Here is a 23,024-nt window from a genome sequence, read left to right on the forward strand (position 1 = left end):
AACTGTCTCGACAACAGCCAGTGTTCAGAGGCCACGAGCCCCTACCCCGCAGGCAGAGACCGCGTGTCGTGCCCGGTCAAGATCGAAGAGCCCCATTGCCAGCCCCAGGTTCCACCCGTGCCGTGCCTGCCCGCACTGCGTCAGCAACGCAAGTTGCTGCGCGGGAGTCGGGTACATCCGGAACCGGGACATGGAACATACCTAATCAGCCGGAACCGACAATCCCAAATCACCGAAAGGAGGCAGTCGCGGTTCCTCCCAGCTCTGAAGAGCTGGGGATTCCCGCGACCTATCCAATGAGTGCTGGCAGTGACATGAACGGCGGTGGGAGTGGCCGTGGCGGCCACCGACCGCGCGATGAATCGGATGGGGAGCGGCAGCATCCGGTGTTGACGCCGCTGACGGTGACCCAGGCGGACCGGCTGGCGCGGCTGGCCGAGGATGCGGTCGCGAAACGCGGACTGCCGATGCGATACGACGGTGAAGGTGCGCTGGTGCCGGTCGGCCCCGACGGTGTTCCGGTGCAGGACGGTATGTTCGCCGGCCTCATGAACCTCGCTCGGACAGTCGCCGAGTTGCCGCGTCAGCAGTGGCGCTCGGCGGTCGTGGCGCATTTCGACCAGTTGACCTCTTCGGGCGGACCGCCGCCCATTCCGGATGACCTGGAGAGCGAGCTTTACCTTCGACTGGTCTGCGCGTCCACGATCCAGCCCAGCTGGGCCGAACGCATGCCCGAGTTCGCGCCAGGCGTACTGACCGTGCCGGCCACTTACACCGGCCGTGCAGTCGCGATGCATTTCGACGTCGACAACCTCGGCGTGACGTCGGAGGAGGCCACCCGGATGGGCCTGGCGAACCTCCGCCGTCTCCGGGACGAGGTCGAGCACGTGCAGTGCGACGATGCGGAGATCACCACCTTGTCCGGCAGTATGTTCACGGCATCGCGGGCACTGGTGTTCGACACAGTGCTCCGCGAATCGTTGCGGGTCGAGAACCCTCCGTTCGGCTGCCTCGTCGCGATGCCGGTCCGAGACTCCCTGCTTGTGCATGTGCTGCGAGATCACACGGTGGCCACCGCTCTGGACATCCTGCCCACTGTCGCCATCACGATGTTCAGCAGCCGGCCTGGCCCGGTCAGCCCGCACATGTACTACGTCGCGGACCACGAGTGGCAACAGGTGACCGACCACAGCACCGGCAAGATCCGTGTGCAGGCCGACGGCCGGTTCTCCGACGCCCTGCAGAAGCTGGGGATTCGGTCGGGCAGCATCTGACCATGGCAGAGTTCGACGAAGACATGTGGGACCGTGCGGCGCTACGCCGGTTGCACGCAGGTGAGACCGAGGTGCTGTTGGAAGGTCGTCCCCTGGCGCCGGTGCTGCAACACGCCGGACAGGCGCTGCTCGACGCAGGTAGTGCAGCCGACGGTGACCTGGTACGACGTTGCGTCGCCGGCCTGCGGGAACGCGATGCCGCGGGCGATGACGTGCTGGCCATGGAATTGCAAGCCATGCTCGGGGAAGCGGTCACCAGCGAACATGTGCCATGGCCGCTGACTCCGATTCCGGTCGACCTGGACATCCTGGCTGGTCTCCTCGACGGCGATCCGCTGGCAGGCGATGGAGCGATCGACCTCTTGACCGGGAACATCTATCCGCCGGGCTCGCTGGACTTTGACCTACCCGAGGAGCTCGACGAGGACAGCGAGTCGTTCGATCCGGACCGATGGCTGCACTTCCACCCGGAGAGCGGCGAGGGCTACCGAGACATGCGCGACTTCGCCGCCGGCCTACCGGACGGACGGCTCCGGGAACAACTGTTCCAGGCGCTTGAGGGCCGTGGCGCGTTCCGCCGGTTCCGTAACGTGCTGCACGACGACGCCCATGAGGTTCAGCTCACGCGCTGGAACCTGTTCCGGGACGAGCGCGAACTCGGCCGCGCCCGCGAGTGGCTCGGTCTGAAGGGCTACCGCAGTGCGATCCGATAGGTTTTCAGGGGTGACCGGAGCGCTCGACTCGTCGTATGCCGTTCTCGTCGATTCAGTGGCAGAAGTTCTCGCTGCGCGTGGGCCGTTGACGGAGGATCAGATCGTCGCGGAACTGCGGGACCGCGGCATCGACCTGGGCGAATTTCCCCAGGAATTGCTGGAGGACGCCTTCGACGAGGCGATCGCGCCGGTGGTGCTCCTCGCCGACGAACGATGGGCCTGGTTGCCTGCCCTGCTCGCCGGGCGGACGTTCACGCACCGGTTGACCGAGTTGGAGGTCGCCCACGATCTGCTGTTCGTGACTCCGGACCTGGATCCTGCGGACCTGCTGCTCTTCGACGACGTCGCTGGGCTGTCCGACGGCACGGAGGTCAGGTCTCTCCTGCTGCCCTTCGACGCCGAGGAACTCGGTGAGCGTGGCGCACCCGTCGACGACGTCCCCGACGATGCAGTCCTGCTGCTTCCAGCGGGTTACTTGAGCGGACGGCACATCCGCCCGGATGACGTGATCGGGCTGCGGGTCACCGCCGACGGTGTCTCCCTTGACGTCGTCGACGTACCGGACCGATCAGCGGCGACGGCCGAGTTCGCACGAGCGATCGCCACGATCCTAGAGAGGCATGAGCCCGAGGAGCTCGGGGCGGCGATCTGGAGCGTGTGCGCCGACCATGACGATCTGTTCCGCGATCCGTTACCTCCTTTGAGGGCCCTACTGGCAACGTGTGGACTGGTCCAGAACGGCGACTGGGTGGCGTGGGAGGGCTTCGACTTCGGTCGCTGGCGGACGGATCTCCGGCGTGACGGTCTGATGCGCCGGCACGACTTGAGCAATGACGAGGCGCTCGCGGTACTCGCCGGTGTAGCGCTGTACGAACGGGTGGCCCAGCTCTACGAGGCCGCCGCGCAGAACGCGGACGATCCATCGTCGCTGGTCGAGGTATTCGAGGAGCTCACCACCGGGCAGCCGACTGAGCCAACCGACGAGACCAGCGAATTCCGCATGACGATGAAGGACGCACTCACTGGCCTGGACGAGCCGGCGATCGTCGTGGCACTACTGGCAGAGACAACGGGCTACGACGCGACCCGGGCAGCTCCGCTCGGCATGTTCGCCGAGACGCTCGAGCCGCTGATGCCCCGGAGCGCACGACCGCCGCTGCGATGGCTACGTGCCAAGGCCCACGAACTGCTCGGCGAGATCGCGACGGCCGAGCAGGTCCTGCTGGACGCCGAGTCGCTGGATCCCGATTGGCCGATGACATTGGTCGACCTCGCCCGGTATGCCTTCGATCGCGGCGACGCCGAGCGTGGCCTGTCGCTGCTCCGCCGCGCCGGTGCTCCGGCCGACGACCCGATGGTGCACATGCTCGAGCGGTTCCAAGGAGCGCCGCCCCGAACGGATCTCGGACGTAACGACGTGTGCTGGTGCGGATCGGGCCGCAAGTACAAGAAGTGCCATCTCAACAGCGAACAACTCCCGCTGGAGGATCGCGCGCTGTGGCTGTACGAGAAGGCCTCCCTGTTCGTGATGGACGAACCGCAACGCGAGCTGCACACCGACCTGGCGGCTGAGCGTGCTCAGTACGCCGACTCGGAGGACGAGATCTGGGCGGCGGCGACCGACCCGCTGGTTGTCGACGCCCTGTTGTTCGAAGGCGGAGTGTTCGAGGACTTCCTCACCACCCGAGGTGTGCTTCTGCCGGACGACGAGCGACTGCTCGCACAGCAGTGGCTGCTCGCCGATCGCTCGGTGCACGAGGTCACCGAGATTCACCCGGGCGACGGCCTCGTCCTGCGCGACCTGCGCACCGGCGATGTCTTACTGGTCCGCGAGCGCACCGCCGGCCAGTACCTGACGACGGGTCAACTGATCTGCGCCCGCATCCTTCCGGCCGGTGAAACCCTGCAGATCTTCGGCGGCCTGGAACCCGTCGCCTTGCATGAGCGCGACGAGCTGATCGCCCTGCTCGACTCCGAGCCGGATCCGCACGAGCTGGTCGAGTTCCTCACCCGGCGCTTCGCACCGACCGTACTGCAGAACATCGAAGGCGATCCACTGGTGTTCTGCGAGGCCACTCTGCGCGCCGACGACTCGGTTGCGTTGGTCAACATCCTCGACGACACATACGACCGGGCCGATCCGGCGGCAACGGAATGGCTCGAGCACGTGACCACCAACGGCATGCAACGGATCAGCGCGACCCTCCGGCTGGAAGGCGACGACCTGCACGTCGACACCAACAGCGAGGAACGGCATGAGCGCGTCCTCGCCGAGCTACGCGAACTCGTCCCCTCGATCGCCCTGGTCAGCGAGTCACGAAAGCCATTCCGGGACACCCGCGAGGCCGCCGTACTGGCAGCGGGGGCAGGCCCCGGCGGCAGCTCGGCCCTCGATCCAAGCGATCTCGATGTCGCCGCGCTGATCGAGCAGGTCGTCCGCGACTATGAGCGGCGGTGGCTGGACGAACCGATTCCGGCGCTCGCGGGAGTCACGCCGCGCCAGGCGGCAGACGATCCCACCCGCCGTGACGACCTGATCAAGCTCCTCGACTCCTTCCCCGCCGTTGACGCGCCGGACGCGATGAGCCCGGCCCGGCTACGCGCTGCACTCAACCTGCCACCGCGGTGAAGGTCGGCTGATCCCCGGCCTGGGCGGCGGCAACGGAACGCTCAGGTTGTGTTTGCCGTGGTGCCGTTGGCCGGGTGCAGGATCGGGTGGCGGCAACGGCCGGCTCGGGGGAACCCGCCCGCAGTACCGCTGAGCCGGGCGCACGTCCAGAAGGCGCCCGCAATCAATGCCCAAGGAGTTTCACCATGTCTCTCGATCGTCGTTCTGTACTCCGCGGTGCCGCCGTCGGCGCGACCGGTGTCGGCTTCGCCACCGTCGGCGCGGTTCCCACCCTCGCCGAGGCGGCCCCGGCGTCGTCGCAGCGCGGGACGTACCCGACCCACCGCCCGTTTCCCCCGCTGATGGACGACCCCAAGGGCGTCCTCGCGTTGCCGCCGGGCTTCAAGTACACGATCGTCACCCGCGCCGGTGAGACCAAGCTGAAGACCGGCCAGCCGACCCCGGGCGCGCACGACGGTACCGCGGTCTTCGGCACCGGCAAGGACTACCTGCTGATCCAGAACCACGAGATCGGCAGCAACAACGCGCTCGGCGTACCGCAGATCGAGGGCACCGTCTACGACTCGGGCGTCGGCGCCGCCGGCGGATGCACGGTCATCGCCACCGACCGTGACGGCAACAACCTCGGTGAGTGGGTCGGCATCTCCGGCACGCTCACCAACTGCGCCGGTGGCCACACGCCGTGGGGCACCTGGCTGACCTGCGAGGAGACCGAGAACAAGGCCAACGGCACCACCCGCCTCAAGGATCACGGCTACGTCTTCGAGGTCTGGGGCGACGGCGAGACCGCCCACCCGATGCCGCTCAAGGCCCTCGGCCGGTACGCCCACGAGGCCTGCGCGGTCGACCGGGACAAGGCCCACATCTACCTGTCCGAAGACGCCTCCGGCCCCAACGGACTGTTCTACCGCTGGGCCGCGCCGGCCGGCTACCGGCTTGGCAAGAACAGCTGGCAGGACCTGGCCGACGTCAACTTCGGCACCCTCGAGGCGATGGCCATCCTCGGTGACGACGGCAAGCCGATCCCGGACGTCGCCTACCTGACCTCCGCCCAGTTGCTGCGTCCGTTCCGGGTCGCGTGGGTGCCGGTGCCCGACCGGGACGCGGTCTCGGTCTCCTGCCGCAAGCAGTTCACCGACGACCAGGTCACCCGGGGCAAGAAGTTCGAGGGTGTCTTCGGCACCGACGAGGGTGTGTACGTCGTCAACTCGTACGCCGAAGCGGGCACCACGGACCTGCCGGGCGACGCCGTTCCGCACGACGGCATGGTGTGGTTCTACAACTACAAGTCCAAGACCATCCAGCTGGTCACCTACTTCCCGGACAACGCCGCCGCCGACAAGGGCTCCGAAGCGAAGTACGACGACTACAACTTCGACAGCCCGGACAACGTCACCGTCACCCCGTGGGGCTCGCTCGTCCTCGCCGAGGACGGCAACGCCACCAGCCACGTGCTGAGCTCGACCCCCGGCGGCCCGACGTACGCGATCGCCCGCAACCAGCTCAACGACTCCGAGTTCACCGGGCCCGCCTTCTCCGCGGACGGCAAGGTGCTCTTCGTCAACCTGCAGAGCCCGGGCATCACCTTCGCCATCACCGGCCCCTGGCGCGACTACCTCGGCTGACGAGTAGTAGCCCTTAGCCGATCCCCAGGGACCGGCTAAGGGCTACGTAAGTACCGATTTAGGTAATCTCCCTCATGCGCTCGAACTTTCCACCTGCGAAGTTACTCGTAATGGGTAACCGAAGGCCGTGTGACAGCCCGTCGCACCACCCCTCAGGCAGGAGAAAGACCATGCGCCAGATCCAGCTCCAGGTTCGCCGAAGGCCGGTGCGCACGCTCACGCGCAGGAACACGCAGGGCCTCGACCTCCGTACGCCGTCCGGCCGCCCGCTCCCGTTCTGATCCCATCCGATCCGCCCACCTCGACGAACCAACGACCATGAATCTCAGACTGCACGTCCACCACGCTTTCACCGGCGGCTGGTGCGCCGACATCGACGACGACACCGACCGCCAGCCCGACGACCCCTACTGGTGCGTCGACCAATGGCCGACCCTGCAGGACGCGATCACCGCGGGCTGCCACCAACTGGCGAGACTCACCGCCACCCTCCAGACCACCCAGTACCTCCCCCGCGTCAGCGGCCACTTCGACGTGCCGCAAGACCTGCCGGCTCTGGCCGCCTGACCGTCGCCGCCGCCTCCGCCGGTCCGGGTCGGTCAGCGCTCCTCGAGCCAGGGGTCGTCCGGCCGTGGCCGATCGAAGGTCGGCCGTGCTCCTTTCCAGTGGCCCCGGGTGAAGTCCGGAATCTTGACCGGACGCAGGTGCGGCGTCTTCATCGACTCGTGGCTGAGTGGGATCACCGAGCACCACGCCGCGGAGTCGTACACGTCGATGTCCGGAGTCATCCCGAGCCGCATCAGCTGGACCAGCCGGAAGATCGCCACGAAGTCGCCGCCGCCATGACCGCCGTACTGCTCGGCCAGGCGTTGCAGGGCCGGCCACAGCCAATGATCGTGCTGGTCGAGGATGCTGCTGTAGCTGCTGCCGGTGCGCCACGTGTGGTTGTCGTGCCCGAGCGACTCCAAGTAGACGCGGGCGTTGTCGAGCTCGATGGAGCCCCGGGTTCCGGTGAGGGTCGTCTCCCGGGTGTAGGGGTGCGGCGAGTTGACGTCGTGCTCGACCCGGATGAACCTTCCGGACGCCGTGGTGACGAACGCGCTGTGCCGGTCGCCGGAGATGTACGGCGCGTCGTCCCATGACGAGTGGTCCGGCCCGACCCGCGAGTCCTCGGATCTGAACAATGCCAACGCCTTCGGCGGCGTGGACACCGCGACCAGCTCGTCGAACCGGTCGCCTCGGTTGATCCCCATCGCGGCCGAGACCGGACCGAGGCCGTGCATCGGGTAGTGCAGGGCGTTCATCCGGGTCTGCCAGCGCCGCCGCCAGTACTCCGGGTAGTACGCGCCGCCGAACAGGTACGGCCAGCGCAGGTCGTGGATGTAGCCGCCGGACGCGTGCTGCACATCACCGAACAGGCCGGCCTTGACCATGTTGAACATCTGCAACTCGGGCCGGAAGTAGTTCACGTTCTCCAGCAGCATGCAGTGCTTGCGGGTGCGTTCCGACGTACGGACCAAGTCCCAGATCTCGTCCAGGTGGGGCGAGATCGGCAGCTCGATCGCGACGTGCTTGCCGTGCTCCATGGCGGCCTTGGCCTGCGGGTAATGCCACTCCCACGGCGTCGCGATGTACACCAGGTCGATGTCGTCCCGCTTGACGAGGTTGAGGTAGTCCTCCTCGCCGTTGGAGTACCCGACCGGCGGAGTGTCCTGGAAGCCCTGCGCCATGATCCGGCTGATTGTTCGGGTGACCTGGGCGGGCCGGATGTCGCACGCGGCGGTGACCGTGGAGACGGCACCGAAGCGGACATCCTGGCCACCGCCTCGGTTGCCCAGGCCGATCAGGCCGACCCGGACGTTGTCGAAACCTTCGAACGGAACGTCGACCATCGGCTGCTCGCCCTGGTCGCGAGATGGCTCCCAGGCGGTCGCGGCGGAGGCCGGTCCGCCGGTGGCGGCACCGACTCCGGCGCCGGCGGTGAGTACGGCGCCGGACCTCAGCAGGTCCCGGCGCGAAGGGCTGTAACGGCTCGGAGACGACACAGTGATCACTTCCTTGGGCGGTTAGACGTGACTGAACTTGTCTCGTTGCTTGTTGTATCGAGCAGTATTGATCACTCGCTCGGCGGTGACAAGGTCATAGCCGTCAGTAGTAGGCAGGCCCCGCATCTCTGCGTGATCAGATGTGTGCGGTCAGCACATGGCGGGGGTAGGCGGCGGCGACAACTATCAGTTCTGAGATCCGTACGAAGCGACGGAGGTTCAGAAAATGTCTTCTGCTGATGGAATCCGGCGGTGGAGTGCCTTGGGCGCCGCGGTTCTCGCGGTTGTGGCCCTCCTGGTCGCCGCACCTGCACCCGTGGCCCGAGCGGCCGGGTTGGAGGAGGTCACCGGATTCGGTACGAACCCCGGCAATCTCAGGATGTTCCGCTATGTCCCGTCGGGGCTTGCCGCCGGCCGACCACTTGTCGTGGCGTTGCATGGGTGTACGCAGTCGGCTGCTGCTTTCGACGCAGAGCCGGGCTGGATCGAGGTCGCCGAGCGGATGCAGTTCGCTCTGCTTCTGCCGCAGCAACAGAGCGCGAACAACGCGAACTCCTGCTTCAACTGGTTCGAACCGGCCGACACCAGCCGCGGATCCGGTGAGGCGCTGTCCATCAAACAGATGGTCGACCGAATGCGGTCCGACCAGGGTTCGGACGCAGCGAAGACCTTTGTGACCGGCTTGTCCGCCGGGGGTGCGATGACCGCGGTGATGCTCGCGACGTACCCCGAGGTGTTCGCCGCCGGAGCCGTCGTCGCGGGTCTCCCCTACCGATGCGCCGGCACCGTAGTACAGGCGTTCAGCTGTATGTCCCCAGGCACGAACCTCACTCCGCAGCAATGGGGCGACAAGGTCCGTGCCGCATCGAGTCACACCGGCCCATGGCCGACGATCTCACTCTGGCATGGCACGGCGGACTCGACGGTTGCCTACAGCAACCTCAACGAGCTGACGGAGCAATGGACCAACGTCCACACCACCGATCAGACCGCCGACGTTTCGGACACCGTCAACGGCTATCCCCGCAAGGGCTACCGGGACAGCACCGGCCGACTCGTCGTGGAGACCTACTCGATCACCGGGATGAACCACGGCCAGCCGATCAACCCCGGCAGCGGAGCCCCGTACTGCGGGACGCCCGCCCCCTACATCCTCGACGTCGACATCTGCGCCGCCGGCCACATCGCCGGTTTCTGGGGACTTGAAGCTGACCCAACAGCACCACAGACCCAGACCTTCAGCGGCATCGAGAGCCAGGACGGCTACGTCAAGGCCAACCAAGACGGCTCCAGCCCCAGCGTGGGCACCCTCGCCAACCTCGCCGTCGGCCGCGGCACCGACGGCAAGCACAACCGCGCCCTGCTCTCCTTCGACACCTCGGCGATTCCCGACGACGCCACCATCAGCCGGGCCTGGCTGACCGTCACCCACAGCAGCGGCTCCGGCGATCCCTGGGCCGGCGGTAACCGCCTCCTGGCCGACCTCCGAACCGGTTGCTTCGGCGCCTGTGCGACGGAGGCGTCCGACTGGGCGGGCACGCCGACCGCGACGGCAGTTGCCAGCCTTGCGTCGTTCAGCTCCGGATCGCGCGTGTCCAGCGACCTCTCCCCCGGCGGACTCGGCGCGATCAACCGAACCGGAACCACCCAGCTCAAACTCCGCTTCGACCAGCCACCGGCCAGTACGGCGTACCGCTTCCTCCAGTCCGGCACCGGGGTCACCCTGACCATCGTTTACGGGTAACGGACGCCGTTGACGAATTTGCTCGTCGAGTAGTCGACTGGGTGGTCATAGCGAGCAGGGAGGGCACGCTGATGGACCACTCGATCTGGGCGGAAGGTTTGGCCAAGCGGTTCGGCGACACCCGGGCACTGGCCGGTGTCGACCTCGCGGTACCGACTGGCAGCGTCCTGGGTCTGCTCGGCCCGAACGGCGCGGGGAAGACCACCGCGGTCCGCGTGCTGGCGACGTTGCTTCGGCCGGACGCGGGGCGGGCCACGGTGGGCGGGTTCGACGTACTGCGGGAAGCACACCAGGTCCGTCAACTCATCGGGCTGACCGGACAGTACGCCGCTGTGGACGAGAACCTCACCGGCACCGAGAATCTGCTGCTCATCGGCCGGCTGCTCGGCCGGTCCCGCCGCGAGGCGCGACGACGCGCCGGTGAACTGCTCGAGGACTTCGGCCTCTCCGATGCCGCGGACCGCGCCACCAAGACATACTCGGGCGGTATCCGGCGCCGGCTTGACCTCGCCGCGAGTCTGGTCGGGCGTCCGCGCATCCTGTTCCTCGACGAGCCGACGACGGGGCTCGACCCGCGCGCCCGGCTGGAGCTCTGGGACATCGTGCGCGGCCTGGTGAGGAGCGGATCCACGGTGCTGCTGACGACCCAGTATCTCGACGAGGCCGATGCGCTGGCCGACAACATCGCTGTCACCGACCACGGGAAGGTGATCGCGACCGGAACTCCGGACGAGTTGAAAGCCAGAGCCGGTGCCCAGTCGCTCGCCGTTCGCGCCGCGGATCTGTCAGACCTGCCGACCGTCGTGTCGGTCGTCGGTGAACTCGCGAAGACCGAACCGGAGGTCGACCGCGAAGTGGTGACCGCTCAGGTCACCGACCCGGCCATCCTGCCGGCCGTCGTCCGCCGGCTGGACGATGCGGGTGTCGTGGTCCGCACACTCACGCTGCGCAGTGCGAGCCTGAACGAGGTCTTCCTCTCGCTCACCGGACATCCGGCCGAGGAACCGGAGGATGTCAGCGGGACACGGGAAGGGGTGCAGGCATGAGAAGCACAGCAGCGAACCCCGACGCGGCCGAGGGCATCACCCCTCGGGTCACTCCGGCGCAAGGGCTGCAGCAGTCCGCCACCTTGGCCTGGCGCACGATCGTGCAGATCAGGCACAACCCGTGGGAGCTGGGCGACTACAGCTTCCAGCCGATCCTGTTCGTGGTCCTGTTCACCTACATCTTCGGCGGCGCCATCGCCGGCAGCACCGGCGACTATCTCCGGATCACCCTGCCGGGAATCATCGTGATGAACATGTTCTTCGTCACGATGTATGTCGGTACCGGGCTCAACACCGACCTCACCAAGGGCGTCTTCGATCGGTTGCGGTCACTGCCCATCGCCCGCTGGGCACCGTTGGCGGGCCGGATCGCCGCCGATTTGGTCAAACACGCCTGGTCGGTCTTCCTGCTGCTCGGCGTGGGGTACCTGATGGGCTTCCGGGTGGAGACCTCGGTTCTGGAACTGCTGGCCATGGTGGGCCTGGTGCTGATCTTCGCACTGGCGTTCTCGTGGATCTCGGTCCTGGTCGGCGTGCTCGCCCGTGATCCAGAGCATGTCCAGCTCTTCGGGTTCACGGTGCTCTTCCCAGTGACCTTCGTCAGCAATGTGTTCGTGCCGACCGAGACGATGCCCGGCTGGCTGCAGCCCGTCGTCGAGGCGAACCCGGTAACCATCCTGTCCGATGCCGCGCGCGGTCTCCTCGTCGGCGGACCAGTCGCCGAGCCGGTCGCCTGGACCCTGCTCTGGGCCGGCGGGATCATGCTGGTCTTCGCACCCATCTCGGTACTGGCGCTGAAACGAAAGGTCTGACGACTCCGCACCGGACCGCGGGGGACAGGCGCCACGCCATACCGAACTCGATCAGGAGTCACTCATCCAGGTCAGGTCGACGAGCTGGACGCCGTACGGCTCGAGCGGAACCGGCTCGATCTCGTCCGAGCCGCGGGTGCGCAGGTTGACCTTGAGAGCCTCCGGTGACTCACTCACGACGAGGGCGAAACGCCTGCCGTCGACATGCTCGATGATGTCGGCGAACGCGTTCGGGTCGTCGATCACCACGTCGGGCAGCGCACCGGCGAGCTCGGCGGCCGCTCGATAGAGCCTGACGGTGTCGTCCGGGTTGACCCGCGGGGTGCGCGCGGCGAAGTACTCCACGGGGTAGGTTGCGAGGACGATCCGGCCGGCGCCGACATCACGAACGAGCAATGCCGGACGGTCATGCGAGTCTCGCGCGACCACGCGGGCGTCGACCGGCTCTACTGGCAGCATGCAGCGACCGTCCGGCGTGCCGCCGGCGATGAAGGTCAGGCTGTCCCCCGGTCCGAGATTCCCGAATCGTTCGGTGATCCGCCAGGTCACCACCGGGTCGGTCACTGGCTCCGTCAGTCCGTAGCGCAGCAGCTTCCGCACGCCGGCGAACTCGTCAAGCCCGGGCCACCACGGCCCGCGCTGAAAGGACGTCTCGCCGCTCGAGTAGGTGATCAGCACTGTGGAGCCCGCCTCGGCCGCCTCGGCGAGCGCTCTCCAGGTGGGCGCGGTCAGCGCCTTGACCGATGGCACCAGCAGGAGCTTGGCCGCTGGTACGCCGTCCAGCTCGTGCAGCATCGCGGGGGCGAGATCGGCAAGCCGGGCGCTGACATAGCTCTGCAGCAGCGAGTCTCGGACGGCGGGGATGTCGGCCTCGGCGACAAAAGGGTGGTCGCCCTCGAGGTAGCTGCTCACCAAGATCCCGGTGTTGGTTGGTGCCCGGCGGCAGCTCGGCAGGTCGACCCGGTCGAGCAGCTCCCGGAATCGTTGCAGCTCGAGGAGCTGTGGCTTCGGTCGCCCATCAGAGGTGGTGATGCCGAAGTGCATCTCGAACGGGTGGTGCCGGTACGGGTCCTGGTCCGGCAGGTCGAGATCGGTGTTGTTCCACGCGATCCAGCCGGTCGCACCGGCGAGCAGTGTCGTGTGCAGGACTTGACGGTAGTAGTCGGCCGCGCCCTCGTCGGAGACGAAGTCGCTGCTGAGGCCGAACTCCTCCATGACGACCGGCCGCCCGAACCGGGCCAGCAGCTCGGCGTGGATCGCCGGGACGAAGTGCTGGCGGACGGGGTCGTCGGTCATGTGATAGTTGTGCGGCCCCAGCCAGTCCACGAGTGGGGACAGGTCGCGGATCCGGAAGCCGTTGTCGGAACCGGTGACCTCGCGTCCCCAGGCACCGTCGCCGATCGACACCGGTTGGCTGCCACCACCCGCGCGCACCGCCTGCACCATCAGGCCCGCCCACGCGGTGACCGCCTCGTGGCCGCTGCTGCCAGGGGTGTCGGCGTCCGCTGTCAGACCGCCACCGCCGTACAACGGCATCTCGTTCGAGATCAGCCAGCCCACCACGGCGTCATGCCCGTGGAAGCGACGGACCATCTCGCGGATGAACCACGCTTGCCGATCCACCATCCAGACGTCGCGGTAGAGGTCCCGACCGTTACGCCACACCGGATCCCAGTTCTCGCCGGACATATGGCCGACGATGAATGTCGGGATGGTGCTCAGGCCGACCTCCGTGTGCAGGTCGAGAAACCGGCCGAACCGAGCGCACAGCTCCTGATCGACCCGGTCCGGCGCCGGCTGGAGGTCGGGCCAGTAGAAGAACGACCGAGTCAGGTCGAGGCCGTGGTCCACCAGCACGCCGAGTTCCTCGCGAACCAGGGACTCGTCGAAGGTCCGCCACATCAGCGGACCGCCGAGCCGGGACCAGAAGTTGGCGCCCAGCCAGGGACGTCCGCCGGTCGGCAGCTGGACCGTCGGACGCGGCAGCGGGAGCAATTGGGACATGTGGTCAGCCTCCGGTGGACCGTCGAAGCCGCAGCTCGGCGCCGATGGTGAACTGCTGCACGACCTCCTCGCCGCGGAGGCGGCTGAGCAGCATCTGGGTCGCCACCTGGCCCATTCGGCGGTAGTCACAGTGCACCGTCGTGAGCGCCGGTGTGACGTAATTGGCCAGGCTGATGTCGTCGAAGCCGGCGACGGCGATGTCCTCGGGCACCCGGACACCCTGCTCCGCAAGAACCGACATCCCGGCGATCGCCATCAGGTCGTTCGCATAGAAGATCGCGGTCGGCCGCGTCGGGTGGTCCAGGAGTTCACGGGTCGCCCGACCGCCGCCGTCGGCGGTGAAATCGCCGACCACCACCGGGCCGGGTGTCAACCCCCCGGCCCGTGCCGCCTCCGCCCACAGTTGCTGACGCCGACGGGCATGCCGCAGGCCTGGCGGGCCCGACACGTGCGCAATTGTGCGATGGCCGGTGGCGATGAGATGCCTGACCAGGGCGTGGATCTCGCCTCCCGCACCGGTACGAACCGACGGAAACGGGCAACCGCGACCTGGGGAGCCGGCCACCACGGCGGCGGCATCCAGTCGGGTGAGCCATTCGAACCGGGGGTCGCGATGCCGCAGGTCGGTGAGGACGAAGCCGTCGACGCGTCGCTCACCGATCAGCTCGGCGTAGCACTCGCGCTCCGTATTCGCGTCGTTGACGAATCGGAGGACCGCCGCATAGTTCGCCTCCGACAGCACGCTCTCCACCCCGGACAGCAACGCGGGAAAGAAGGGGTCCAGCTCGAGCAGTTCCGCGGGTCGGCGCAGGACCAGGCCGACGGCGCGCGCCGGGCCGCCACTCACGGCGCGAGCAGCCGTGCTCGGTATCCAGTTCAGCTCGGCAGCGGCGGCACGGATCCTCGTCATCGTGTCAGGGCTGATGCCCTTCCCACCGTTGAACGTCTTGGACACCGCGCCCTTGGAGACACCGGCCAGGGCGGCCACATCCGAGATTGTCGGGCGTCGCCGCGCGTCCTGCTCATCGGTCATGCGAGGTGTCTCCCCCGGTCGGTTTCTCGGTGGACCTGGTCGGTCGTCCTCCTGCCCTTGAGAGTATACCGGTTTCCATGCACCTGTCGTGAGCCGGGCGATGGGAGTGGCCGGATCTCCACCGGAAGCCGAGGCACAGCGTGGGAATCGACTTCCTGAGTTGGTGGTGAAGAGCAGGTATTGACCCGAATCAGCGCCGATGCTAGCTTCCAGTTCAACCGGTTTACAAGATCAGCTGATCCGCGATTCGGATACACGAAACATTGCGTCGGTCGCCGCCCACTCACACTTTCTCGACTTTCACCGGCGACCCACGCCAAACCTGGTTGTTCACACTTCTGAATGGAGTTCAGCGAATGAGAGCGCGATGGGTGAGAATTGTCGCCTGCGGCGTCGCGGGCGTACTGGTACCCGCGCTGTCGGCATGCTCGTCGGCAGAGCCGGCCGATAGCTCGGTGACCATTACAGTGGCGGATCTGCCGCCGACGACGCAGGCAAAGTCCCGCCAGCAGTTCCTGGACCAGGTGGCTGCGTTCGAGCGCGACAACCCGAAGATCAAGATCAAGCCCACCGACTCGCAGTGGGAAGCGAAGACGTTTGCCGCGCGGCTGGCCGGTGGCCAGCTCGAGACGGTGTTCATCGTCCCGCTGACCGAGCCCCCCGGACTGATCAAGCGACGTCAGGTTGCCGACATCACCGATGAGACCCGGTCGCTTCCGCACGCCGACAAGTTCGAGGAACGCGCTTTGAAACCGGGGACAGGCACGGACGGCCGCATCTACGGCCTGCCGACCAGTGAGTGGGCGTTGGGCCTGATCTACAACCGTCAGCTCTTCACCAAGGCGGGACTGGATCCGGACAAGCCGCCCAAGACCTGGGACGAGGTCAGGGTGGCCGCGAAGGCGATCTTTGCGAAGACCGGCATACCCGGTTACGCGCAGCCGACCACCAACAACACCGGTGGATGGACGCTCACAGCGATGACGTACACGCATGGCGGCCGGGCCGAGAAGGAGGTCGACGGCAAACAGGTCGCGGCCTTCAACGACGGCCCCGCACGACGGACGCTCGAATGGCTCAAGGCGACGCGGTGGGAGGACAACTCGATCGGCCGGCAACATCTGCGCAACGGCGCCGACGTGCTGAAGGACTTCTCGGCCGGCAGGATCGGCATGACGATCGCAACGCCGAGCACGTACGGCGATCACATCACCAAGTACAACGGCGATCCAGCGATGTTCGGCGTCACCGCGTTGCCCTCGGGCGGCACGTCCGCGACCCTGCTGGGCGGCAAGATGGCCGTGGTCAGCCCGAAGGCCAGCACGGCTGAGCGCGCCGCCGCCGTGAAGTGGATCGACTTCCGCTACCTGCGACCTAAGTACGACGCCGCGGCCGCCGAGGAGCGTGCGAAGGCCAACGCGGCGGACGACATCCCCGTCGGCGTGCCGGCCGTGCCGTTCTACCAGCCGGACGTCGTCGACCCCGTCCTGAAGGTCGAGCACCGGCATGCCAACGTTCCCCTGAACAACTTCAAGTCGTACACCACGGGCGTGGCGAGCCAGGACTTCGTCGCGGAGCCGCCGATCGCCGGGCAAGACATCTACGCGGCCCTTGATGTGGCGGTCCAGGCTGTGCTCACTCGCAAGGATGCCGATCCGGCAGCCGAGCTGCGCAACGCCGAGGAGAAGGTTGTCCCGATCCTGGAACGGGCCCAGCGGTGACCGAAGTGCAGCAGCGGTATACGCCGACGCGGGCCGCCGACACGGCGACCCCGTCGGCGGACCGTCCGCGACCCGCGAGGCGACGGTCCCGCCGGCGCCTCGGTCTCGGCGGGCTGGTCACCCTGCTGCCGCTGTTGCTGGTCTTCGGGTACTTCGGGTGGTGGCCGATCGGCCAGAGCGTGGTGCTGAGTGTGCAGCAGACCAACCTGGTCGACCCGCCGGCCTGGGTCGGAGTCGACAACTTCCGCTACTTGTTCACCGACCCGCTCTTGTGGACCACGCTGCGAAATACAGCGTGGTTCGTCGTCCTGGCTTTGCTGTTCGGCTTCCCCGTACCAGTCGTGCTGGCGCTCTTCGGGTCGGAGCTGCAGCGGCTCGGCGGCGTGTTTCGCGTCCTGGTGTACCTCCCCGTCCTGGTCCCGCCGGTTGTCGCCCTGCTGCTGTGGAAGTGGTTCTACGACCCGGACTTCGGTCTGTTCAACCAGGTGCTCGGCGTCGCCGGCCTCGACCCGCGTCCGTGGCTGCAGTCGACCGCGACCGCGATGCCCAGCCTGGTGCTCGCGACGACGTGGGCCCATGCCGGCAGCACCGTGTTGATCTATCTGGCGGCGTTGGCCGGCGTGCCGTCGGAGCTGTACGAGGCCGCGGAGATCGACGGAGCCTCGATCTGGCGTCGTCTCTGGCACGTGACCATGCCGCATCTGCGCGGCGTCCTGCTGATCATGCTGCTCCTGCAGATCATCGGGACCTTCCAGATCTTCACCGAGCCCTTCATTCTCACCGACGGCGGTCCCGAGGACTCGACCGTGACCGTCCTGTTGCTGATCTACCGGTATGCGTTCCTCAACGGCGACTACGGCACCGCAGCCGCGTTGAGCGTGCTGCTGGCCGTGGTTCTCGCCACGCTGTCCGCGGTCTATCTCCGCCTGACCCGGAAATGGAGCACCACATGAGCACCGAACCCGCCCGCAGCGTCCTCTCGGCAGCAGACCGGCGTCGCCCCACCGTCCGTTGGACCTTACGGGTAGCCCAGGCCGGGCTGCTGCTCGCGGTCGCGATCGCTGGAGCCGGTCCGATCCTGTGGGTGGCCAAAGGCGCGATCTCGCCGACTCTGGAGCTGCTTCAGGAACCGCTGCGGCTCTGGCCAACGGAGCCGGAATGGGAGAACCTGCTGCTCGCGTGGCGGGAGTTGAGGGTCGGCCGCTACCTGTTGAACACCGTGGTGCTCGTTGGCGGGTCGTGGTTCGTCCAGCTCCTGGTGGCAACGACCGGCGCGTTCGCTCTGTCGGTACTGCGCCCACGGTACGGGCGACTCGTCTACGCGGCGGTGCTCGCCACCCTCTTCATTCCCGGCACCACCTCGCTGGTTGCGCTCTACCTGACCATTCTCGACCTGCCGATCACGGGTGGCTCGATCGCGAACACACCTTGGGCGGTATGGCTTCCCGCGGGAGCACAGGCGTTCAACGTCTTGATCATGAAGCAGTTCTTCGATGCGTTGCCCAGAGAGCTGTACGAGGCGGCAATGGTCGACGGGGCTGGGACGTGGCGGCTGTTCTGGCTGATCGTGATGCCGATGTCCGGCCCGATCGTCGCGGTCGTCTCACTGCTGGCCGTGATGGGTGCCTGGAAAGAGTTCCTGTGGCCGATGGTCGCCATCTCGGACACCGAACAACAGCCACTCGCCGTAGCACTGCCGCGGCTGGCCGAGAGCGCGGAGCAGAACCAGGTGATCGCGGGGATGCTGATCGCGACCATTCCCCCGCTGGTCATCTTCTTCGTGTTCCAGCGTCACATCGTCCGTGGCATCGGTTTCACCGGCCTGAAGGGATGACCTGATGACATCGTTACGGACTCACATCCTGCGCGCACTCGTCGCAGCCCTGATCTTGATGGTCAGCGTCCAGATCGCCGCCCCCACTGAGGTCGAGGCCGAGACAGGAACGCCGATCGGTACCGGCAGTTACGTCTATGACCAGGCCCCGAACGGCGGCGCGAGTCCCGACCGAGCGAACACCGGACTCGTCGCCCTCTCCGAAGGGGCGCTCACCGACGGGTCGACGGGCACCGGTGCCCAGTGGATCGGGGACGGGCAGTTGAAGTACAAACAGGTGTCCATCGTTTTCGATCTTCATCGTGACTACCCGCTGGCACGGCTGACGCTGATCAGCAACGCCCCCAACCGCTACTACGGCATCGCGTCGTTCTCCGTCCGGGTGCGCCCGGAGGCCGATCCGGACTTCACCGCCGTCCATGCGCAGGCCTGGTACGGCACGGCTGTACCGCTGCCCCAGGGAACGGCCTTGAACCACTCGGTCACCGTCGAGCTCGGAAACCGCAGCGCCCGGTTCGTCATCGTGACGATCGCCAGACTGCACGAGTATCAGCACCTGCCGCTGAACGAGATCTCCCTGATCCACGGCAGCGGCGACGCCGGCGTCGATCCGGCGCCACCGCTGTCCGCGACGGAGCTGATCGCCCAGACCACCAAGCCCGTCAAGCAGATTCCGCGCGATGGCATGGTTGACGTTGGCAACTACTATGCCGGCGTCGCCCCTGATGACGGCGTACCCGACAAGACCGGTGGTCTGATCGGCTTCCAGTACGGCGCGCTGTTCGACCGCAGGCTCAGCGACGGAGCCGGCTGGCGCGGACACGCCACCGCTCCGAAGAACGTGACCGTCGTCTTCGACCTGCTGCGGGATCAGCCCCTCGAGCGGATCACGATCTTCAGCAAGGCGCCGAACCAGTTCTGGGCGTTCGACGAGGTCGCCGTGACCTATCGGCCTGAGTCCAGCGCCACGTACCGCGTCGCCGGCCGAGCAGTGCGCGCCCGGACGGATCTGGACTACCGGCTGGACATTCCGATGGGGAACAAGACGGCCAGGTTCGTACGCGTCGAACTGACTCGCAACAACCAGTACCTCCACATCCCGCTGTCCGAGGTGGAGTTCGCCATCGGCGGCGGTCCGGTCGGGCCAGACCCGGCGCCACCGGCGACGGTCGACGGCATGCGGGAGGAGCTGAGGCGCTACACCAGGCTCGCCGACGAGTACGGGCAGTACCTGTACCAGGACTGGCCAGGCAAGGTGACCTCAGATGCTCAGCTGCGGGACGAGTCCCGGCAGGAGGCCGAGCGACTCGCCGACGTCGCACCGGACACCGTTCGCTACGACCGTTACGGCGGGCTGAGGGCCCTGGGCAACCACCGAGCCACCGGCTTCTTCCGGTTGCAGAAGATCAACGGCCGGTGGTGGTTCGTGACCCCGGACGGACACCCCTTCTTCCTCAAGGGCGTCGACTCGATGTCCGACGAGGAGTGGGGGTACGGCACGGTCTACCAGAACCCGGACGGCAGCCGGCGAGATGTGTTCGATGCGCTGCCCGACAGCAGCCGGTACGCCGGGGCGTACGCGGTGACCGAACGCGGCCACGTGGTGAGCTTCGTCAAGTCCAACCTGATGCGCAAGTACGGCGCGGACTACAAGGACGCATGGCGGGACATCACCTACCGCCGGATGCTGGACTGGAGCTTCAACGCCCAGAGCAAGTGGGCACGCGACCCGAACATCGTGATGCCGCATATCGACCAGCTGACCGCCCCGAGCGACGTGGTCCGGGTGTTGTGGGGCATCGACCCGTTCGACCCGGAGTTCGCGGCGAAACTCGATCGCCACTTCGACATCAGGTCTCGCAACCGCGACCCGTGGCTGATCGGATACTTCTTCGACAACGAGCGTGGCTGGGACCGCGAAGTGGTCGCCGAGGTGCTGCGTCGCGACAGCAGCCTGCCGGCCAAACGCGCGTTCGTCTCCTACCTGTCCGACGCCTACGACGGCGACCTGACCCGGGTCAACGACCTGCTCGGCACCAACGCCAATTCATTCGAGGCGCTCGCCGGGATCGCGGTCGAGATCGCAAGAGTTCCCGACAGCGACATCAGGAACTTCATCACCGAAGCCTCGAAGGCTTATTACTCCGAGATCCAGCGAGCGATCAGGAAACAGGATCCGCACCACCTGTTCCTGGGCTCTGCTCTCGTGCCGAACTGGCGCTCGTCGGTGGAGTGGATCGTCGGAGGCCGCGATCACCTGGACGCCATCTCTCTCGACGTCTACACCGACGACGCGAGCTATCTGACCGGCTACGAGCAATACGACAAGCCGGTGCTCAACCTCGAGTACTCGTTCAACACCAGCGACCGCGGGCTGCGGGCGATCAATGCGGCAGCGCGTGCGGGCACAGTCGCCGAGCGAGGTGCGAAGTACCAGGCCTTCGTCGAGGCGCAGGCCGCAAGCCCGGTGTTCGTCGGGTCGGGCTGGTTCGTGTACTACGACCAGGCGGTCACCGGCCGGCCGGGAGATGGCGAGAGCTACAACTTCGGCCTCCTCAACCAGCAGGACCAGCCCTACACCGAGATGACCGACGTGATGCGCGACGCCAACCTGACCTTGGAACTGGTGCACCACGACGGCACGGCCGACCTCACGGCGGAGGTCGTGGCCGACTCCATCACCCGGCTCGCGCCGGTGGACGAGCAGGCTCCGCGGCTGCGGCTCCCTCGGTTGCCTCGCCAGTACCGGCTGACCGTCGTGTCAACAGATCATCCCGACGTCATCGCCCCAGACGGTGCCGTCACCCTGCCGCCGCAAACAACCGTCGTCACGCTCGTTCTGAAGGTAACCAGGACAGCCGGTGACACCTCCGCGCTGACGCGTCCGTTGCAGGTGCGCGTTCCCGCCGGCTCGTAGCGCTATACCCAAGACAAGGAGACAGCGCCCCCATGACATCACTGACATCTCGTCGAACCTTCATCCTCGGAGCATCCGCGATCGCGGCCGCCGGCACGCTCGGCCAGCTTCGTGCCACCCACGCGACCGCCGCACCAGCAACCGAGACGAGCACGTTGCTAGTGGACCGCTACGGCCAATACCTGCACCAGGATTGGCCAGGAAAGGTCCGCTCGGATGCGCAGTTGCAACGGGAGTACGCGGAGGAGGCGGCGAACCTCGCCGACATCACCTTCGACCACGGCACCTACGACCGGTACGGCGGTCTGAAGAGTCTGGGTCAGCACTCGGCGACCGGATACTTCCGCTTGGAGAAAGTGGACGGTCGTTGGTGGTTCGTCACGCCCGCCGGTCATCTCTTCTTCCTCAAGGCCGTCGACGCGTTCTCCGAGGAGGAGTGGGGCTACGGCACCCTGTACAAGAACTCCGACGGCAGCCCGCGTGAGGTCTTCGAGGAGCTACCCGACCCGGACCGGTTCGCTGCCGCCTACGCCGTCGTCGAGCAGGGGCTCCACACGGTGAGCTTCCTCAAGGCGAACCTCATGCGCAAATACGGCGACGACTACAAGGACAGCTGGCGCGACATCACCCGGCGTCGCCTGATCGACTGGGGTTTCAACGCCCAGGGCAAGTGGCACCGCGATCCCGCCGTGGTCATGCCCTACATCGAACGGGCGCCGACCCCCACCGATGTCATCAAGGTGCTGTGGGCGATCGATCCGTTCGACCCCGACTTCTCCGCCAAGCTCGATCGCGCCTTCACCGCCTTCGGTCTCCGGACGTTCCGCACCGACCCGTGGCTGATCGGATACTTCTTCGAGAACGAGCGTGGCTGGAACCGCGACGTGGTCGCCGCTGTCCTGAGACGCAACGCCGAGCTACCGGCGAAGCGAGCCTTCGTTCACTACCTGGCCGACGCGTACGACGACGACCTCGCCCGCGTCAACGAGATCCTGGGAACTGGTGCACAGTCGTTCCGTGCCCTGGCGGACGAGTCGATCGAGATCAGCCGGCTGCCCAGCACGGATCTGCAAGCGTTCATCACCCTGGCCTCGAAGGAATATTTCAGGAAAGTGCGGAACGAGCTGCAGAAACACGATCCGCACCACCTGTTCCTCGGCTCCTGCCTGGTGCCTACCTGGCGGACGAGCCCGGAATGGAATGTCGGCGGAGCCGAGTTCCTCGATGCGATATCTTTCGACTGGTACTCCAACAGCGCGGACTACCTACGCCAGTACGGCGTACACGACAAGCCCATCGTCAACCTGGAATATTCGTTCTGCTATCCCGACCGTGGGTTGACCTCGCACAATCCGTCGATAACGGCCACGAGCATCGCCAATCGTGGAGAGAAGTACAAGGCATTCATCGAAGCGCAGGCCGCAAGTCCGGTCTTCGTCGGCTCAGCGTGGTTCGTTCACTACGACCAGCCGGTGACCCGGAAGCCAGGTTCGACGGAGGCGTTCAACATGGGGTTGGTGAATCAGCAGGATCAGCCGTACCACGACATGACCGACATCATGCGGGCCACGAACCGCAACCTGGAGGCCGTTCACCTCCGTGGTTCGGCAGCAGGGCGCTGATAGCG

Annotated in this window: 17 protein-coding genes; 13 read left to right on the top strand and 4 right to left on the bottom strand. The window is 66.7% G+C overall.

Features of this window, described 5'->3' with window-relative positions; genetic code table 11:
• Positions 1-24 precede the first annotated feature (24 nt).
• A complete protein-coding gene (locus EV643_RS46575; protein WP_370452421.1) occupies positions 25-192 on the bottom strand; it encodes a helix-turn-helix domain-containing protein in 168 nt (55 codons plus the stop codon).
• Between the two features lie 197 nt (positions 193-389).
• Between EV643_RS46575 and EV643_RS35475 the strand changes: the two genes are divergently transcribed.
• The 5 genes from EV643_RS35475 to EV643_RS35495 all read left to right on the top strand — a co-directional run bounded on the left by EV643_RS35475 (position 390) and on the right by EV643_RS35495 (position 6,808).
• Complete coding sequence (locus tag EV643_RS35475; protein ID WP_133804586.1) at positions 390-1,274, top strand: DUF1444 domain-containing protein; 885 nt, start codon at positions 390-392, stop codon at positions 1,272-1,274.
• A gap of 2 nt (positions 1,275-1,276) precedes the next feature.
• A complete protein-coding gene (locus tag EV643_RS35480; RefSeq protein WP_133804587.1) occupies positions 1,277-1,987 on the top strand; it encodes a UPF0158 family protein in 711 nt (236 codons plus the stop codon).
• A 10-nt stretch (positions 1,988-1,997) separates the two neighbouring features.
• On the top strand, positions 1,998-4,616 hold the full coding sequence (locus EV643_RS35485; RefSeq protein WP_133804588.1) for an SEC-C domain-containing protein: 2,619 nt from the start codon (positions 1,998-2,000) through the stop codon (positions 4,614-4,616).
• Positions 4,617-4,801: 185 nt separating this feature from the next.
• Positions 4,802-6,241, top strand: a complete 1,440-nt coding sequence (locus EV643_RS35490) for an alkaline phosphatase PhoX (RefSeq protein ID WP_133804589.1) — start codon at positions 4,802-4,804, stop codon at positions 6,239-6,241.
• A 318-nt stretch (positions 6,242-6,559) separates the two neighbouring features.
• Positions 6,560-6,808: a hypothetical protein gene (locus tag EV643_RS35495; RefSeq protein WP_133804590.1), complete on the top strand. Its 249-nt coding sequence runs from the start codon at positions 6,560-6,562 to the stop codon at positions 6,806-6,808.
• A gap of 32 nt (positions 6,809-6,840) precedes the next feature.
• On the opposite strand, the gene EV643_RS35500 is transcribed toward EV643_RS35495, so the two are convergent.
• Positions 6,841-8,286, bottom strand: coding sequence for a Gfo/Idh/MocA family protein (locus EV643_RS35500; protein WP_166665697.1), 1,446 nt, complete (start codon positions 8,284-8,286; stop codon positions 6,841-6,843).
• 226 nt (positions 8,287-8,512) lie between these two features.
• Here EV643_RS35500 and EV643_RS35505 point away from each other — a divergent pair, with 226 nt between their 5' ends.
• From EV643_RS35505 to EV643_RS35515, 3 genes are all read left to right on the top strand, one after another.
• Positions 8,513-10,030, top strand: coding sequence for an extracellular catalytic domain type 1 short-chain-length polyhydroxyalkanoate depolymerase (locus tag EV643_RS35505; protein WP_133804591.1), 1,518 nt, complete (start codon positions 8,513-8,515; stop codon positions 10,028-10,030).
• A 71-nt stretch (positions 10,031-10,101) separates the two neighbouring features.
• On the top strand, positions 10,102-11,076 hold the full coding sequence (locus tag EV643_RS35510) for an ATP-binding cassette domain-containing protein (RefSeq protein ID WP_133804592.1): 975 nt from the start codon (positions 10,102-10,104) through the stop codon (positions 11,074-11,076).
• Positions 11,073-11,888, top strand: coding sequence for an ABC transporter permease (locus tag EV643_RS35515; RefSeq protein ID WP_133804593.1), 816 nt, complete (start codon positions 11,073-11,075; stop codon positions 11,886-11,888). Before EV643_RS35510 ends, EV643_RS35515 begins: the two co-directional genes overlap by 4 nt.
• Before the next feature lie 51 nt (positions 11,889-11,939).
• Here EV643_RS35515 and EV643_RS35520 read toward each other — a convergent pair whose 3' ends face one another.
• Positions 11,940-13,892: a cellulase family glycosylhydrolase gene (locus EV643_RS35520; protein ID WP_133804594.1), complete on the bottom strand. Its 1,953-nt coding sequence runs from the start codon at positions 13,890-13,892 to the stop codon at positions 11,940-11,942.
• A gap of 4 nt (positions 13,893-13,896) precedes the next feature.
• The gene (locus EV643_RS35525) at positions 13,897-14,925 is read right to left on the bottom strand and encodes a LacI family DNA-binding transcriptional regulator (RefSeq protein WP_133804595.1); all 1,029 of its coding nucleotides are present in this window, start codon (positions 14,923-14,925) and stop codon (positions 13,897-13,899) included.
• 371 nt (positions 14,926-15,296) lie between these two features.
• Between EV643_RS35525 and EV643_RS35530 the strand changes: the two genes are divergently transcribed.
• The 5 genes from EV643_RS35530 to EV643_RS35550 are packed head-to-tail and all read left to right on the top strand — an operon-like array spanning position 15,297 to position 23,019.
• Positions 15,297-16,646 carry an ABC transporter substrate-binding protein gene (locus EV643_RS35530; RefSeq protein ID WP_166665698.1) on the top strand — a complete coding sequence of 450 codons (1,350 nt, stop codon included), beginning with the start codon at positions 15,297-15,299 and terminating at the stop codon, positions 16,644-16,646.
• Entirely contained in the window at positions 16,643-17,599 is a 957-nt protein-coding gene (locus EV643_RS35535) for a carbohydrate ABC transporter permease (protein ID WP_133804597.1), read from the top strand. Before EV643_RS35530 ends, EV643_RS35535 begins: the two co-directional genes overlap by 4 nt.
• Entirely contained in the window at positions 17,596-18,480 is an 885-nt protein-coding gene (locus EV643_RS35540; protein ID WP_133804598.1) for a carbohydrate ABC transporter permease, read from the top strand. Before EV643_RS35535 ends, EV643_RS35540 begins: the two co-directional genes overlap by 4 nt.
• A 4-nt stretch (positions 18,481-18,484) precedes the next feature.
• A complete protein-coding gene (locus tag EV643_RS35545) occupies positions 18,485-21,397 on the top strand; it encodes a hypothetical protein (RefSeq protein WP_133804599.1) in 2,913 nt (970 codons plus the stop codon).
• A 32-nt stretch (positions 21,398-21,429) separates the two neighbouring features.
• Complete coding sequence (locus tag EV643_RS35550; protein ID WP_133804600.1) at positions 21,430-23,019, top strand: glycosyltransferase family protein; 1,590 nt, start codon at positions 21,430-21,432, stop codon at positions 23,017-23,019.
• Positions 23,020-23,024: the final 5 nt, after the last annotated feature.

This window comes from Kribbella caucasensis (assembly GCF_004361855.1).
GTDB classification, from domain to species: domain Bacteria; phylum Actinomycetota; class Actinomycetes; order Propionibacteriales; family Kribbellaceae; genus Kribbella; species Kribbella caucasensis.